The following is a 14,758-nucleotide window of genomic DNA, read 5'->3' on the forward strand; positions in this document are numbered from 1 at the left end:
CTCCACACAGGACAGTCAGGGCAGGTGGAACACCTCGGGCAGCGGCACCATGCCCTCGTCGGGGGCGCCGTCGAGCGCGCGGAAGAACCCCGCCATCTCAGCCTGCCACCGCGCGTTGACCTCCGTGCGCGCCATCGCGGCGCGAGCGGCGTCGAAGTCGTCGCACTCGAGATAGCCGATCAGCGTCCCGTCCGCCCGGAGGAACAGGGAGTAGTTGCGCCACCCGGCCGCGGCCAAGGCGGCGCGCATCTCCGGCCACACCTCCCGGTGGCGCTCGCGGTACTCCTCGACCCGGCCGGGATCGACCTGGAGTGTGAAACACACCCGTTGCGCCATACGCGGCAGCGTAAGGCGGCCGGGCGCGGGTGGTCTGCGCACTAGTGATCGCATCCGTGCTGGTGACCGGCTCATTTCCGATCAGCCCGCTTGAGTGACGCCCACCCGGGGTACTCCATGGTCGAACCCAACCGAATCAAGGAGAAGGCATGACCGTCACCGGCATCTTCACAGCGTTGATCATCGGTCTGATCGTCGGCGCCCTGGGACGTCTGGTGGTCCCCGGCAAGCAGTCGCTGCCCATCTGGCTGACGATCGTCGTCGGTATCGTCGCCGCGTTCCTGGGCACCGCCCTGGCCAACGCCGTCGGCGTGGGCACCACCAAGGGTGTCGACTGGATCGAGATTGTCTTCCAGGTCGGCCTAGCCGCGATCGGCGTCGCCATCACCGCGGGCTTCTACGGTCGCAGGCACGTCCATCACTAAGTCTCCCTAAGAGCTGAGTCTCTAGCAGGCGAACGCCCCTTGGCCGTCCTCGGCCAGGGGGCGTTCGCCTGCCCGGCCTGATTCCCCAACCGAGACAGGCAACTCGCCGCAGCCCACCCCCTTCCCGCCCTCCCGCCAACCCCCAGCCAGCCCAGCCCTCACGCACCAAACCTCACATCCAGACCCCGGTCCTCGCCCCCACCACCCAGCTCGGCCCGCGTCCGTTGCACCTCGGCCGCGTCTGCCCAACCCGGAACCTGCTCCGACTTTCGGTTACCCGAACCGTGACCAATTCAGAGACACGAGTAGCCCGCCGCGGCGGCAAGAAGACCAAGTTCCCAACCCATGCCGGAGCGAACAGGTTCATCGAAGGCAGGGACACGGGACGTGTTCACCGTCGTCCATTCGCCATCCAGGTGTCGACCAGGAACGCCTCGATCGAGTCACCGCGGCCACGGTCGAGTTCGGCGACCTCGGACCGCGTGAACCACCGTGCCGTCACCAGTTCCTCCCGGTCCACCTCGATCTCTTCCGTCAAGGCCACCGCCCGGAACCCGAGCATGAGCCCCGCCGGGAACGGCCACGCCTGCGAGCCCAGGTACTCCACGTCCCCGATCACCACCCCCGTTTCCTCGACCACCTCCCGCCGGACCGCGTCCTCCGCGCTCTCACCGATTTCCACAAAGCCCGCCAAGGTCGAGAACCCGGCCGCCCCGCGATGACGACCGAGCAGGCACCGCTCTCCGGACTCCACCAGCACGATCACCGCGGGCTCGATCCGCGGGAACAGCGCCTTGCCGCACCCGACGCACAGTCGGACGTGCCCGCCGTGGCTCTCCCGCGCCGCCGATCCGCACGCACCGCAGAAGCGCTGGTTCCGCCGCCAGTGCAACAATCCGCGCGCGTACGCCAACCGCGCCGACGCCTCGGCGCTGAGTTTCGGGAACAGCGCCCGCACGTCCACCACGTCGTCCGCGTCCGCGACGGCCAACGCGCCTGCATCGTCCAGTTCGGACAGGTCGACCGCGAACAACGGCCCCGAACCGGCAACAGCCCCGCCCTGCGTCGACTGTGGGCGACCACGGGCGGCGTCGTGTTCGGCGTCCGCACGGTCACGCTCCTCCCCCACACCCAGGAAGACCGCGTCGTCCGACACGCCCACCGCCACCGGCGCACCACCCCGGACCAGGCAGCGGTCGCGCCACAGCACGATCGCGCGTGCCGCGGGATGTTCGCGCATCCTGGCCAAGAACGCCGCGTCCGCCCGACAACCGCCCGCACGGTCCAAAGTCATGCCGGTGTACGGCAATCGCTCACGCATCAACGGCCACCGGGCGCTCGAAGAAGGTCTCCAGCACGACGATCGTCTGAGTCCCGGTGACCCCGTCTAAGTCGAAGATCTCCCGCAAGGCGTCTTGCAACTCCGCCGTGCCCGCGGCACGGACCTTGACCAGCACCGAGGCGCCGCCCGCGACGATGTGCGCCTCCTCCACCCAGGGCAGCGCGCGCAATGCCGCGTTCGTCTCCGGCCCGCCCATCCAGGTGTTGGCCTCGATCATCACGAAAGCCAGCACCGCCTTGCCGACGGCGCCTGGGTCCACATCCACCGTGGTTCGTCGGATCACCCCGCGTTCACGCAGTTTGCGCACCCGCTCGTGCGCCGCCGCGCCGGACAGTCCGACTTCCTCTCCGAGCGTCGCGTACGGGGTCGTCGCGTCCACTTGCAGCCTGGCCAGCAACAGCCGATCGACGATGTCCATCAGGTCCACCTCCGTCTTCACCGAACCGTATCAAGGAAAATAGTTCAAAGCTTTAACCACATCAGGTGATGCACTGGCGGCCGAGTTGGACGACACTGCCCTCATGAGCACCGATTCCCGCACCATGGCCCATGGCGCTCCCACTTCCGGCACCGCCGTGAAGACGCTGGTCGTCGTCTTCGCCACAGCCGTCGGCGAGTACCTGCTGCGCTATGGCGCCGACCTCGGCTACAAGACGCTTCTCGTGGAACCCCAGCGAGCGCGGGTCGCCGCGACCGATGTGACAGTCCTGACCGGGGTCCCCGCGGACCTCGGCGAGCACGCGGATCTCGTGGTCACCGACCATCACCGCCCCGAACTCGGCGCCCTCGTCCAGTCGGCACTGCGGTCGAACGCCCGGTGGATCGGCGTCATGGGCAATCCGAGGCATCCCCCGCCCCACGTCCCGGCCCTGCGCGCGCTGGGCGTGCCCGAGTCCGACATCGCCCGGGTGCACCGGCCGATCGGCCTCAACATCGGCTCCCGCACGCCTCCCGAGATCGCGATCGCGACGCTCGCGGGCCTCATCGCCGACCGCAACGGCAAACCGGGAGGCTTCGAGTTCTGATCGGAGCCCAATCCCGCTGTGGACAGCCACACAAACCGCGAGTAACTTCCTAAGCGCTTGCTTAGCTCCCGTCCCACCGGTCGATCTCGGAGGAACCCGTGTCCCAACCCCGCACCGCCATCGTCACCGGCGCAGCCCGCGGCATCGGCGCCGCCGTGGCCAAGCGTCTCGCCCGCGACGGCTTTTCCGTCGCCGTGGTCGACTTGGACGCGGCGAGTTGCGCCGACACCGTCAAGGCCATCGAGTCCGATGGCGGCACAGCCCTGGCGGTCGGCGCGGACGTGAGCGACACCGAGCAGGTCGAGGCCGCCGTGGCCGAGGTCGCCGAGAAGCTGGGCCCGCCGACCGTGCTGGTCAACAACGCGGGCATCCTGCGCGACAACCTCGTCTTCAAGATGACCGACGACGACTGGGACGCGGTGATCAACGTCCACCTGCGCGGCTCGTTCCTGATGACCCGGGCGGTGCAGCGGCACCAGACCGAGCAGAAGTACGGCCGGATCGTGAACCTGTCCAGCACCTCCGCGCTGGGCAACCGCGGCCAGGCCAACTACGCCACGGCCAAGGCGGGTCTGCAGGGCTTCACCAAGACGCTGGCCATCGAACTCGGCAAGTTCAACGTCACCGCCAACGCGATCGCGCCCGGGTTCATCGAGACCGAGATGACCGCGGCCACCGCGGCGCGGGTCGGCGTGCCGTACGAGGACTTCAAGGCCGGAGCGGCGTCGATGATCCCCGTGGGCCGGGTCGGGCAGCCCGAGGACATCGCGGCGACGGCGTCGTTCCTGGTCAGCGAAGAGGCCGGGTTCGTCTCGGGCCAGGTCATCTACGTCGCGGGCGGACCGAAGGACTGACATGCACATCTTCACCGGACCGGAGTCCCTCACCGAGGCCAAGGGCAAGCACCTGGGCTACGGCGACTGGCTGGAGGTCACCCAGGAACGGGTCCAGCGGTTCGCCGACGCCACCGGCGACCACCAGTGGATCCACGTCGATGCCGAGCGCGCCGCGAAGGGCCCGTTCGGCGGCACGGTCGCACACGGCTACCTGACCCTGTCGCTGCTGCCGATGCTGGGCAGTGGTGTCTACCGCTTCGACGGCTTCATCATGGGCGTCAACTACGGGCTCAACAAGGTGCGTTTTCCCAACCCCGTTCCGGTCGGCGCGCGGATCCGACTCGGCGCGGAGCTGCTGGAGGTCACCGAGGTCGCCCAGGGCTTCCAGGTGGTCTTCAAGCACACCATCGAGATCGAGGGCGCTGCCAAGCCCGGCTGTGTCGCGGAAGCCGTGGTGCTGCTCGTCCCGGGACGGGCCGAGTCATGAGCGAGGAGTTGCGCGAGCGGGTGGCGGCGCTGCTCGCCGCGCACGATCCGGCCACGACGGACCGGCTGGAGTTCCTGCGCGCCCGCTTCGACGCGGGTCTGGCCTGGGTGCACTTCCCGGTCGGGCTCGGCGGTCTCGGCGCGGCCCGGGGCGACCAGCGGATCGTCGATGAGGAACTCGCCAAGGCGGGCGCGCCGGACAACAACCCCCGCCGGATCGGCATCGGGCTGGGCATGGCCGCGCCGACCATCCTCGCCTTCGGCGCCGACGAGCAGAAGCGGCGCTTCCTGCGTCCTCTGTGGACCGGGGAGGAGGTGTGGTGCCAGCTGTTCAGCGAGCCGGGCGCGGGCTCGGACCTGGCGGCGCTGGGCACCCGCGCCCGCCGCGACGGCGACGACTGGGTGGTGACCGGGCAGAAGGTCTGGACCTCCACCGCGCACACCGCGCGGTGGGCGATCCTGGTCGCCCGCACGGATCCGGACGTGCCCAAGCACGCGGGCATGACGTACTTCGTGTGCGACATGACCGATCCCGGCGTCGAGGTGCGGCCGCTGCGGCAGATCACCGGAGAGGCCGAGTTCAACGAGGTCTTCCTGACCGAGGTCCGCATTCCGGACGCGCACCGGCTCGGCGCGGTCGGCGACGGCTGGCGGGTCGCGCAGACCACCTTGATGAACGAGCGGGTCGCCATCGGCGGGCGGCCGGTGCCGCGCGAGGGCGGCATGATCGGCGTCGTGGCCGACGCCTGGCGGGCCAACCCGGAGCGGCGCACCCCGGAGGCGCACGACCGGCTGGTGAAGCTGTGGGTCGAGTCCGAGGCTCTGCGGTTGGCCGGGACACGGTTGCGCCAACAGCTCGCCGCGGGGTCGCCGGGGCCGGAGGGTTCCGCGATGAAGCTGGCGTTCGCCCGGCTGGCGCAGACGCTGTCCGGCTTCGAGGTCGAGTTGCTCGCCGAGGACGGCCTGCGCTACGACGACTGGACATTGCGGCGCCCGGAGCTGGTCGACTTCACCGGTCGTGAGGCGGGCTACCGCTACCTGCGGGCGAAGGGCAACTCCATCGAGGGCGGCACATCGGAGATCCTGCGCAACATCATCGCCGAGCGGATTCTCGGCCTCCCCTCGGAACCCAGGGTCGACAAGGACGTGCCGTGGAAGGACCTGCCCAAATGAGCGAGCCGAACCTGCTCTACACCGACGTCGAGGACGACCTGCGGGCCAGCGTGCGCGACCTGCTCGCCGACCGGGCGGACGGGGCCGCGGTGCTCGGCCGCGTGGAAAGCGCCGAACCGCACGACCTCGGGCTGTGGCGCACCCTGGCCGCCGACCTCGGGGTGACGTCGCTGCACGTCCCGGAAAGCCTGGGCGGGCAGGGCGCGGGCTACCGCGAGACGGCCGTGGTCGCCGAGGAACTCGGCCGGTCGGTGGCGCCCGTGCCGTTCCTGGGCAGCGCTGTGCTGGCGACGGCCGCGCTGCTGCGGGTGTCCGACGACGAGCACGCGCGGTCGGCGTTGGCGAAGTTGGCCGCGGGCGACGCGACGGCCGCGTTGGTGGTTCCGCTGTCGGCGTGGCCGGGATCGCCGCTGCCGTCGGTGCGGGCCGAGGGCGGTGGGCTGGTCGGGACGGTCCGCTCCGTCGCCGACGCGGCCGTGGCCGATCTGCTGGTGGTGCCCGCCGACGACGGGTTGCACCTGGTCGAGGCGGGCGCGGCGCGGGTGACGCCGGTGGTGTCGCTGGACCTGACCCGCCCGGTCGCCGACGTCGAGTTCTCCGGGGCCGCGTCGGTCCGGGTGTCCGGCTCCGCGGCGGCGGCTGTCGATGCGGCGTTGCTCACCGGTGCGGGCGTGCTCGCCTCCGAGCAGGTCGGGGTCGCGCAGTGGTGCCTGGACACCACGGTCGCCTACCTCAAGGAGCGCTACCAGTTCGGCAGGCCGGTGGGGTCCTTTCAGGCGCTCAAGCACCGGCTGGCCGACCTGTGGCAGGAGTTGGTGCTGGCCCGTGCCGCGGCCCGGTACGCCGCCGACCGGCTGGCGGCAGGCGACCAGGACGCGCCGATCGCGGTGTCGGTGGCGCAGTCGCTGTGCGCGGCGGTCGCGGTGCACGCCGCCGAGGAGTGCGTCCAGCTGCACGGCGGCATCGGCATGACCTGGGAGCACCCGGCGCACCTGTACCTCAAGCGCGCCAAGGCCGACGAGATCGCCCTCGGCACCCCGGGGCGGCACCGGGCCGTTCTCGCGCCACTGGTAGACCTGCCCGGATGACCGAACCCCTGCCCGGCGACCTCTGGCCGGACATCAGACCCGACGCGGCCCGGCGGCTGATGGCCGCCGCGGTCGACGCCTTCGCCGCCCGCGGGTACCACGCCACGACCACCCGGGACATCGCGACGGCGGCGGGGATGAGCCCCGCGGCGCTGTATGTGCACTTCCCGTCGAAGGCGGCGGTGTTGTTCGCGATCAGCCGCAGCGGCCATGAGCGGGCGCTGGCGATGGTGGAGGCGGCGTTCGCCGGGCCGGGGAGTCCGACCGAGCGGATGGGCGCGCTGGTCGCGGAGTTCGTGAGCTGGCACGCCACCAAACACCGAATCGCCCGGATCGTGCAGTACGAGCTGTCGGCGCTGTCAGCGGCCGATTACGCCGTGGTGGCCTCCCTGCGGCGCAAGACCGAGGCGGTGGTGCGTGCCCTCATCGACGAGGGTGTGCGCGCCGGGGTGTTCCGGGTGGCCGACGTCCGGATCGCGGCCAGGGCCATCCTGTCGCTGGCCATCGATGTCGCGCGGTGGTACACGCCGGACTTCCGGCCCGCACCCGCGGAGTTGGGTAAGCGTTACGCGGAACTGGCTTTGACGATGCTCGGGGCGAGCTGACCGTGGACTAGCGCACTCCCACGTCAGCCTCTGCCGAGCCCAGCACGCATCGCTGATCACGATGCGCGGTGGACGGCATCGAGTACGACTACCTGCGTTGAGCACCCCGTCGTGGTGGTCGGTGTCCCCCTTGACGATCAGCTGCCGAGGGTCGGCGGCCGAGCGCGCCGTTCTCGGCGAATCCGGTGAGCGCGGTGACCGACCGGCCTACAGTGGGTGGCATGGCGACGTTCGGTGAACTGGTGCCCGGTCCGAAGCTTCGCAAGGTCAGCGACGAGGACTCCGGTACCGGCCAGGAGCAGGACCCCGGCCCGCTGGATCTCGAGTCCGGCGTGGTCTTCCTCCGCCCCCGTCCGGAGCCGGAGGCCGCCGAGGAACCGACGTGAGCCTCAACCGGGCGACGCCGGACCAGCCCGCCGCGACGGTGGCCGGGTCCACTGTCCTGCTCGGCGACATGCGCGCCGGCGCGGGCACGCACCTGGCCCAGGGGCTGGTCGTCCGCTCGCACGATGGCGTGGTGGAGATCGGAACCACTCGGCGGTGTTGGAGAACGGCATCGTCGTCGGGTGGCGGGCGCACCCGGTCCGCATCGGGCAGCGCACCGTGCGCGCGCCCCGGCGACGGCGTGATCCTCGGCGAGGGCACGCAGATCCACTCGGACACGGTGGTCCCCGACCAGGAGCCGCGCGTTCACGCCCAGGCACGTCGGCGCGAGCAGGCCCGCGGTGGAGGCCATGGCCAGGACCCTGCTCGACGCCGTGGCGGGCCAGGAGACCTTCGACGTAGTGTCGGCGTTCGCCATGCCGCTGTCGATCGGGGAGAAGGACAGGCTCCGGCTGATGCGCGCGGACGCCCAGGTCGCCGAACTCGCCGCGGACGCGGGCCAGCGAGCGGAATGGGCCCCGGACGGTTCGCGGTTCGCGGCCATCGCGGGCGAGCAGGTGGTCTCGATCGACGCCAGGACCGGTGCGATCGCCAAAGCCGCCTGCACCTGCTATGACGTCGCGGTCGCGGCCAGGAAGGTGTACGCGGCGGCGGAATACGGCGCGACCGAGCTGAAGGTGTTCGACCTCGCCACCCTCAAGGCCCATGGCCCGCTGACCCTGCACAAGGGCGCCTCGTCCATCGCAGGCGCCGGTGACCGGCTGGTGACGTTCCAGATCACTGAGACCGGCGCCCGCGACGAGAGCGAACTGATCATCATCGAACCGGCCACCGGCGCGAAGACGAACGCGGGCAAGGTCGGCCAGGTGGCGGACACCGCGTTCACCCCGCGCGGCTGGTGGGCGGGCCGCTGTTCGCCTACGCCACCACCGGCTCATCCGGCGCGATGACCGCGGTGGCCGACGTGTTCTGGCTCGACCCCGCCAGTCCCGCCGAGCAGGTGCGGACCAGCGACCAGGAGTTGCGGCAGACGACACCGGATGTCGCAGAAGACGCCTGGAACAGCGGCCGTGACCACCTCTGGTGGGCAGCGGACGGAACCCTGCGAACGGCCGCGTGGACCTGGTCGTGCGCTTACGGCGGACTGAGCGGACCGCGGTGCGGTGAGAAGTCCGCGCACACCCAATGGCGTCACGACGGGCCGAATGGGCGCGGACCGACGAACGCGACTTCGACACCGTGCTCGACATCGGCGCCGGGAGCAGCCTCGGACCCAGCCGGGGCGAGGAAGACAAGCCACTCACCTTGGTGGAAGGCGAGAAGCGGGCCGAGCTCAGCGCCCACGTCCGTGGTTTGTGGACTCCCCCGCAGCTCGGCACCCCACCGGCAAGCCCGCCTGGCACCCAGGAAATGGCGCTGCGCTTCGCGCCCACGGTGGCTGCATCCCGAGGAGAAGAACTTCCCTGGCGACGCTTCCGACCGCAGAAGGACGGCCGGCTCAGCGCGTACCTGTACTGGTTCTTCTACCCCTACAACGACTTTCACATTGGTGCCTCACCGAACTTGCGCCACGAAGGTGACTGGGAACGCGTCGCGGTCCAGATCGACGGCGACCGGCCGGTCGGGGTCGCCTTCGCGAAACACGGCGGCCCGGCCTGCTCCAAGCCGTGGAACGACATGGCGAAATCCGGCACCCACGCTGAGGTTTTCAGCGCGAAAGGCTCCCACGCGTCCTATCCTTTCATAGACGAATATCCCACCCTGTGCCCAACATCGGACCACACTGGGAAGGGCTTCGCCTGGGACGCGGCGACCAGCTTGCTCAACGTCAAAGACCAGCCCTGGTACGGCTACCGCGGGCTCTGGGGCGAACTCGGAGTCCACAAGAACACCACTGGACCGGCCGGACCGTGGCCGAAGCGCGACATGTCCGCGTCACTCACCACCGAGAAGTGCTAGCCCAGTGCGCCAAGCCCGGACCTCGTGCGCGGCGACGACATCCGCCACATGCCCAACCACCGACTTCCTGGTGTGCTGACGGGCCACAGCTGTCGATGTCGAGAAGTCGGGCCGATGGTTCGGCTCGGCGTGGGTGTGCCCGGTTCAGCGGCGGTTGGCAGCCAGGATGACGAGGAACTGGCCGCCACCCGCCTCGACGTTCGCGCTCACCGGCAGCCCAGGCACGAGCCGGGAGAACCGGTCCACCAGCCAATCCGCCGCCGCACGCGCGTCCTGTTCGGTGGGACAGCGGGCCACCATCTCGCGGCCCCCCTTGCGCTCCAGCCGCCCAGCGACGGTGATCAGCGGCGCTGGCTCGACCACGTACAGCCGGGCCGGCCAGTCGATGGCCACCTTGACCGCGCCCTTGCGGGTGTTGCACCCGCGGTGCGCGAGCCGCTCGGCGACCTTGGCCTTCCGGTCGGCGGTCCGACTGTCGACGCTGGGGCCACGCGGGTCGTTCACCGACATGTCGGCGTCGACCGGCTCGTCGCACACCCAGCATCGCCAACCATCGCGCTCGGCCACTTCATCGAGGAGACTCACCTGGGCAAACTAGCCTGTCCGGCCGCCGTTCCGCTCACGGGTGGCTGACGAAGGCCTTGGCGGATGCCACGCCACTGCGGCCGGGGCCGGTAACGGGTCTCCCCTTGTCCGCCCTGCGACCACCGCGGGGCGGACAGGGCGGGGTCGTCGGCCGCGGGCGGCGTGGCGGCGATGACCTTCTCCAGCAGCGAGCGCGCGGTCTCCAGTTCGCGGATCGCCGCGCTGATCCGGTCGCGCTCGCCCTCGAAGTGGGGCAGCAGCTCCGGGCATCCCGGAGCCAAGCCGTCGCCGAGGTCGACCATGCAGGGCAGGACCTCGGCGATCATCGTGGTGGACAGTCCCGCGGCGAGCAGGGTGCGGATGTGGCGGACGGTCGTGACGTCCGCGTCGACGTACTCACGGTAGCCGCTGGGTAAGCGGGCGGGCCGCACGAGGCCCTGCCGCTCGTAGTAGCGCAGCGCGCGCTCGCTGACTCCGGCCCGCCGGGCCAACTCCCCGATTCGCATGTGTCCCACGCTATCGCGGCTTGACCTTGACACCGGTGTCAAGGTTTAGCGTGGTCACCATGACAGCTCAACCCACTCCCGTCACGGTGCTCGGCCTCGGCCCGATGGGGCAGGCGCTCGCAGGCGCCTTCCTCGCCGCGGGCCACCCGACCACCGTGTGGAACCGCAGCCCTGGAAAAGCGGAAGCCGTGGTGGCGCGCGGAGCCCGGCTCGCGGACAGCGCCGCCGCTGCGATCGCGGCGAGCCCACTGGTGATCGTGTGCGTCATCGACTACGCCGCCGTGCGCGCGATCATCGAACCAGCCGTCGACGCGCTGCGCGGCCGCACCCTGGTGAACCTGACCTCCGACGAGCCCGAGCAGGTTCGGGACCTGGCAGCCTGGGCCAGCGGCTTCGACTACCTCGACGGCTCGATCATGACGCCGACGATCACGATCGGCGAGCCGTCGGCGCGGGTCCTCTACAGCGGCCCAGAGGACACCTTCGACCGGCACCGCGACGCGCTCGCGAGCATCGGCGGAACCGCCACCTACCTCGGCGCCGACCCCGGCCGCGCGGCCGCGTACGACATGGCGCTGCTGGACGTGTTCTGGACCTCGATGTCCGGGCTGGTCCACGCCTTCGCCCTGGCGCGCGCGGAGGGGGTCAAGGCCAGGGACCTCGCCCCGCACGCCCAAGACGTCATGTCCCTGCTGCCCGTGTTCACCGGGCAGCTCGCGGGCGAGGTGGACGACGGCGAGCACCCTGGCGAGCAGTCCTCGCTCCGCTCAGCCGCCGCGGGCATGGCCCACATCCTGCGCGCGAGCCGCCGCCACGGGCTGGACACCTCGGTATTGGCCGCTGCTTTGGACATCGCCCGCTCCGCGATTCCCGACCACGGCGACGAGGGGTTCTCCCGTTTGGCGGAGGTCATCGCACGGTAGCCCCTCATCGCAGCCCCGTCGGGCGAAGCCACCACTGTCCCGACGGGAACACGCGACGGTCAGGTGGCGGCCACGCCCGTCAACGCGTGTTTTCCGGACCCGCTCCACGATGTGCCGCGCGGCGACCACCCGCGACACCCACGCGAGGCCGCCATGGGCGATCGACCGGCGCAGCGCCAGGGTCTCAATGTCCACCCGGACGCTGGTCAGGTCTGCCAGGGACAGCAGCGGCACCCGGAACCCGAGTTGCGGCTCGGCCACTACGAGCCCCTGCTCGGCCAGTCGCGTCACCGCCTCGCGCACGATTCCCAGGCCGACCCCGTGCTGCTTGGCCACCGTCGCCGTTGTAGCGATGATGTCACCAGGCGCTTGGGGCTGATCGCCGCGATCAGGTGCCGAACGCTGGTGCGGTGCCGCCCGGTGCGAGAGAACCAGCGGGGCAGGGCTCTGACGGTCCGCTCACCCTGTTTCTCCACGTTCGCTGGGACTGCGGATGCGGTGCCCGTCACCCGCCACATCATCTGGTGTGGGCGATGACTGGGCACCATGTCCGGGCGGCCAGGCCACGCGCCCCAACTGGCTAGGTGAGTGGGGCCAGAATTGTCGTGTCCTGGTGGGACGATCCGGTCATGGCAGTGATGCGAGTCGTCCCGGATCTGAAGAGCGCGGCGCTGGACCGGGCAAAGGCGTTCTACACGGCTGTTCTCGGCCTGCGGGTGGTCATGGATCTGGGGTGGATCGTGACCCTCGCCGACCCCGACCGGCCTGGGGTACAGGTGAGCCTGATGACACACGACGCGACCGCCCCGGTGACGCCCGCCGCCTCCGTCGAGGTCGATGACGTGGACGCGGCCTACGCGGCCGCGGTGGCGGCGGGCGCGGAGATCGTGCACCCGCTGACCGACGAACCATGGGGCGTGCGACGCTTCTTCGTCCGGGACCCGGACGGGCACGTGCTCAACGTCTTAGCCCACCGCTGAGCCGCTTACCGGTCGGCGGAAACCCGTTCCACGGCTTGGGCGATCGCACCCGAGCCGTCTTCGGCGTCGACGCGCGTGGCGAATGCTCGGGCACGCACGCGGTGAGAGCGGTCGGTGACGGCCCGCGCGATCAGGTCGGCGAGCCGGTCGGCGGACAGCTCGCTCATCGGCATGTGGCCGGGACTGACGCCCAGGCCCGCCAGCCTGCGGGGCCAGAACGGCTGATCGCCCAGCGTCGGCACTGGCACCGCAGGCACGCCCGCCCCGGTGGTGCCCGCGCCAGCGTGGTGCAGCACCGCCGCCATCTTGGGAAACAGCCAAAGCAGATCCAACTCGGCGGCCAACTCCGTGGCCGCCTCGCCCGCCAAGATACGACTGCTCCCCGGGAGCTGAAACCGATTTCTCAGTCCAACTCCCGGGAAGCAGTTCAGACCGACGACGGGGCTCTCCTTCGTGGGCCGCGCGCCTCAGCCCATCCGGACGCCCGCGTGCATTTCCCAGACCAGGATCTCGGCGCCCTCCGCGCCCGCGGTGACCCGTTGTCCCCCGGTCGCGGTCAGCCGTGCGGCGTCCCCGGTGTCCAGTGGTCCGCCGTCCTCCAGGGACACGGTTCCCTTGGGCACGAACAGGTGCACGAACGGCGCGTCCGGAAGGGTGACCGTGCCGTGCGGGGCCAGGCGCGCGGCGTACAGCGCGGCGTGCCGCTGTCCGATGCGGATGGCCGCCTCGCCCATGTGCTTGTCCATTCCCGATGCCACCGGGACCAGGCCGCCCGCGAGCAGTTCCGCGTCGATCTCCAGTTGCTCGTAGCCGGGAGCCTTGCCCGCCTCGTCCGGGACGACCCACATCTGGACGAAGTGCACCGGGTCGGCGTGCTCGGGGCCGCCGGAGAGGCGCCAGGAGTCGTTCTTCTCCGAGTGCAGGATTCCCGTGCCCGCGCTCATCCGCTGCGCCAGCCCGGGGTAGATGATGCCGTTGTGCCCCTCGGAGTCCTGGTGCACGAGGGCGCCGCGCAGGACCCAGGTGACGATTTCCATGTCCTGGTGCGGGTGCGTCTCGAAGCCCGCGCCGGGGGTGACCACGTCGTCGTTGTTGACCAGGAGCAGGCCGAAGTGCGTGTTGGTCGGGTCTCGATGTCTACCGAACGAGAACGAGTGCTTCGAGTCCAGCCAGCCGATTTCGGTGGCGAACCGGTCCGCGGACCGCCGAATGTCTACTTCGGACACAAGGTGCCGAGTCATACCACCACTTCTCCGTACATCTCGCCCAGCGGATCGGCGATCAGCTCGATCCGCGCGCCGTCAGGATCCTTGAAGTACACCGAGGTTCCGCTTTCCTCCAGGTAGTCCACGCCCGCGGCGTCCAGCCGCGCCCGCGCGGCCAGCCACTGCCCGGTTTCCATGGAGATCGCGAGGTGGTGCAGGCCGCCCAGCACCTCGGCGTAGGGGCCGAGGTCAAGCCCCGGCAGGTCGAAGAACGCCACCGCGTTGCCGTTGCCCACGTCGAAGAAGAAGTGGGTGGAGCCCCGGTAATCCCGGTTCTCGAACATCTCGGTCAGCGGAAACCCGAGAATCCCCTGGTAGAACTCCACTGTCCGGCGCACGTCGCCGGACAGCAGGGCGGTGTGGTGGATGCCGCGCGCCGGACTGACCGGGCGGTCGGCCTTCGCCCGCAGCGCGCTCGCCCGCAGCCGGTCACGCGCGGCGGCCAACTCGGCGACCTGGTCGTCGGACAATGGCATGTCCGGGGTCTCCCCTTCCGTTCGCTGTGGCGGGCAGGCCCTCGCCGCCGCACTTGCGTCGCCCAGCGGAAGGCGGTGCGCCCTGTCCACTGGCGGGTTCCCGTCGCCATCCTCCGCGACACCCGTCCGCCGCGGTGTGGTTAACGGATTAACGACCCGACCGTAGAGCGTATTTAGTTGTCCTGTCAATTACTAGACCGGGTGATCTACCCCGCGCCGGACGGCGTACGGACTACCCGTGGTGGATCACTGCCGCCGCTAACTACACGGCATCACCCCCCAGCGGAGCCAGGTGCGTCAGTGATCAGCGGCCGAGTCGCGACGACAGGGCAGGTGGGCGCCCCGGTGACCCCAGCCCGTCCGG

20 protein-coding genes are annotated in these 14,758 nt (G+C 70.4%); 12 read left to right on the forward strand and 8 right to left on the reverse strand.

The genetic code is table 11. The features are described 5' to 3' along the window. Nucleotides 1-15: 15 nt before the first annotated feature. On the reverse strand, nt 16-336 hold the full coding sequence (locus tag BLS56_RS00900; RefSeq protein ID WP_091447103.1) for an L-rhamnose mutarotase: 321 nt from the start codon (nt 334-336) through the stop codon (nt 16-18). Between the two features lie 149 nt (nt 337-485). Between BLS56_RS00900 and BLS56_RS00905 the strand changes: the two genes are divergently transcribed. Then, nucleotides 486-761, forward strand: coding sequence for a GlsB/YeaQ/YmgE family stress response membrane protein (locus BLS56_RS00905; protein WP_091447106.1), 276 nt, complete (start codon nt 486-488; stop codon nt 759-761). Between the two features lie 391 nt (nt 762-1,152). Here BLS56_RS00905 and nudC read toward each other — a convergent pair whose 3' ends face one another. Next, nucleotides 1,153-2,055 (reverse strand): NAD(+) diphosphatase, encoded by a 903-nt coding sequence (gene nudC / locus BLS56_RS00910; RefSeq protein WP_228771260.1) that lies wholly within the window; start codon nt 2,053-2,055, stop codon nt 1,153-1,155. 19 nt (nt 2,056-2,074) lie between these two features. Further along, nucleotides 2,075-2,521 carry an Lrp/AsnC family transcriptional regulator gene (locus BLS56_RS00915; protein ID WP_228771261.1) on the reverse strand — a complete coding sequence of 149 codons (447 nt, stop codon included), beginning with the start codon at nt 2,519-2,521 and terminating at the stop codon, nt 2,075-2,077. A 103-nt stretch (nt 2,522-2,624) separates the two neighbouring features. On the opposite strand from BLS56_RS00915, the gene BLS56_RS00920 reads away from it, so the two are divergent. The 9 genes from BLS56_RS00920 (at nt 2,625) to BLS56_RS00955 (ending at nt 9,659) form a co-directional block, all read left to right on the forward strand. Then, nucleotides 2,625-3,128: an XdhC family protein gene (locus BLS56_RS00920; protein WP_091447111.1), complete on the forward strand. Its 504-nt coding sequence runs from the start codon at nt 2,625-2,627 to the stop codon at nt 3,126-3,128. 98 nt (nt 3,129-3,226) lie between these two features. Beyond that, on the forward strand, nt 3,227-3,982 hold the full coding sequence (gene fabG, locus BLS56_RS00925; protein ID WP_091447114.1) for a 3-oxoacyl-ACP reductase FabG: 756 nt from the start codon (nt 3,227-3,229) through the stop codon (nt 3,980-3,982). 1 nt (nt 3,983) lies between these two features. Beyond that, nucleotides 3,984-4,451 carry a MaoC family dehydratase gene (locus BLS56_RS00930; RefSeq protein ID WP_091447117.1) on the forward strand — a complete coding sequence of 156 codons (468 nt, stop codon included), beginning with the start codon at nt 3,984-3,986 and terminating at the stop codon, nt 4,449-4,451. Continuing rightward, entirely contained in the window at nt 4,448-5,623 is a 1,176-nt protein-coding gene (locus BLS56_RS00935; protein ID WP_091447120.1) for an acyl-CoA dehydrogenase family protein, read from the forward strand. Before BLS56_RS00930 ends, BLS56_RS00935 begins: the two co-directional genes overlap by 4 nt. Then, nucleotides 5,620-6,711 (forward strand): acyl-CoA dehydrogenase family protein, encoded by a 1,092-nt coding sequence (locus BLS56_RS00940; protein ID WP_091447123.1) that lies wholly within the window; start codon nt 5,620-5,622, stop codon nt 6,709-6,711. The genes BLS56_RS00935 and BLS56_RS00940 overlap by 4 nt, the downstream gene beginning before the upstream one ends. Next, nucleotides 6,708-7,316: a TetR/AcrR family transcriptional regulator gene (locus BLS56_RS00945; RefSeq protein ID WP_091447125.1), complete on the forward strand. Its 609-nt coding sequence runs from the start codon at nt 6,708-6,710 to the stop codon at nt 7,314-7,316. Before BLS56_RS00940 ends, BLS56_RS00945 begins: the two co-directional genes overlap by 4 nt. Before the next feature lie 221 nt (nt 7,317-7,537). Continuing rightward, a complete protein-coding gene (locus BLS56_RS31140; RefSeq protein ID WP_175482599.1) occupies nt 7,538-7,702 on the forward strand; it encodes a hypothetical protein in 165 nt (54 codons plus the stop codon). Nucleotides 7,703-8,050: 348 nt separating this feature from the next. Continuing rightward, on the forward strand, nt 8,051-8,650 hold the full coding sequence (locus BLS56_RS00950; RefSeq protein ID WP_091447127.1) for a hypothetical protein: 600 nt from the start codon (nt 8,051-8,053) through the stop codon (nt 8,648-8,650). A gap of 235 nt (nt 8,651-8,885) precedes the next feature. Continuing rightward, a complete protein-coding gene (locus BLS56_RS00955; RefSeq protein ID WP_091447130.1) occupies nt 8,886-9,659 on the forward strand; it encodes a hypothetical protein in 774 nt (257 codons plus the stop codon). A gap of 144 nt (nt 9,660-9,803) precedes the next feature. Here BLS56_RS00955 and BLS56_RS00960 read toward each other — a convergent pair whose 3' ends face one another. Beyond that, nucleotides 9,804-10,244 (reverse strand): hypothetical protein, encoded by a 441-nt coding sequence (locus BLS56_RS00960; RefSeq protein ID WP_091447131.1) that lies wholly within the window; start codon nt 10,242-10,244, stop codon nt 9,804-9,806. Continuing rightward, nucleotides 10,241-10,750 (reverse strand): MerR family transcriptional regulator, encoded by a 510-nt coding sequence (locus BLS56_RS00965; protein WP_091447134.1) that lies wholly within the window; start codon nt 10,748-10,750, stop codon nt 10,241-10,243. Before BLS56_RS00965 ends, BLS56_RS00960 begins: the two co-directional genes overlap by 4 nt. Before the next feature lie 59 nt (nt 10,751-10,809). On the opposite strand from BLS56_RS00965, the gene BLS56_RS00970 reads away from it, so the two are divergent. After that, nucleotides 10,810-11,673 (forward strand): NAD(P)-dependent oxidoreductase, encoded by an 864-nt coding sequence (locus BLS56_RS00970; RefSeq protein ID WP_091448670.1) that lies wholly within the window; start codon nt 10,810-10,812, stop codon nt 11,671-11,673. 629 nt (nt 11,674-12,302) lie between these two features. Further along, on the forward strand, nt 12,303-12,653 hold the full coding sequence (locus BLS56_RS00980; RefSeq protein WP_091447136.1) for a VOC family protein: 351 nt from the start codon (nt 12,303-12,305) through the stop codon (nt 12,651-12,653). 5 nt (nt 12,654-12,658) lie between these two features. Here BLS56_RS00980 and BLS56_RS00985 read toward each other — a convergent pair whose 3' ends face one another. From BLS56_RS00985 to BLS56_RS00995, 3 genes are all read right to left on the reverse strand, one after another. After that, nucleotides 12,659-13,021: a glycosyltransferase gene (locus BLS56_RS00985; protein ID WP_091447138.1), complete on the reverse strand. Its 363-nt coding sequence runs from the start codon at nt 13,019-13,021 to the stop codon at nt 12,659-12,661. 99 nt (nt 13,022-13,120) lie between these two features. Beyond that, complete coding sequence (locus BLS56_RS00990; protein WP_091447141.1) at nt 13,121-13,894, reverse strand: pirin family protein; 774 nt, start codon at nt 13,892-13,894, stop codon at nt 13,121-13,123. Further along, the gene (locus BLS56_RS00995) at nt 13,891-14,394 is read right to left on the reverse strand and encodes a VOC family protein (RefSeq protein ID WP_091447143.1); all 504 of its coding nucleotides are present in this window, start codon (nt 14,392-14,394) and stop codon (nt 13,891-13,893) included. Before BLS56_RS00995 ends, BLS56_RS00990 begins: the two co-directional genes overlap by 4 nt. Between the last annotated feature and the right edge of the window lie 364 nt (nt 14,395-14,758).

Origin of the sequence: Actinokineospora iranica (assembly GCF_900101685.1) — a bacterium.
Taxonomy (GTDB): Bacteria; Actinomycetota; Actinomycetes; order Mycobacteriales; family Pseudonocardiaceae; genus Actinokineospora; species Actinokineospora iranica.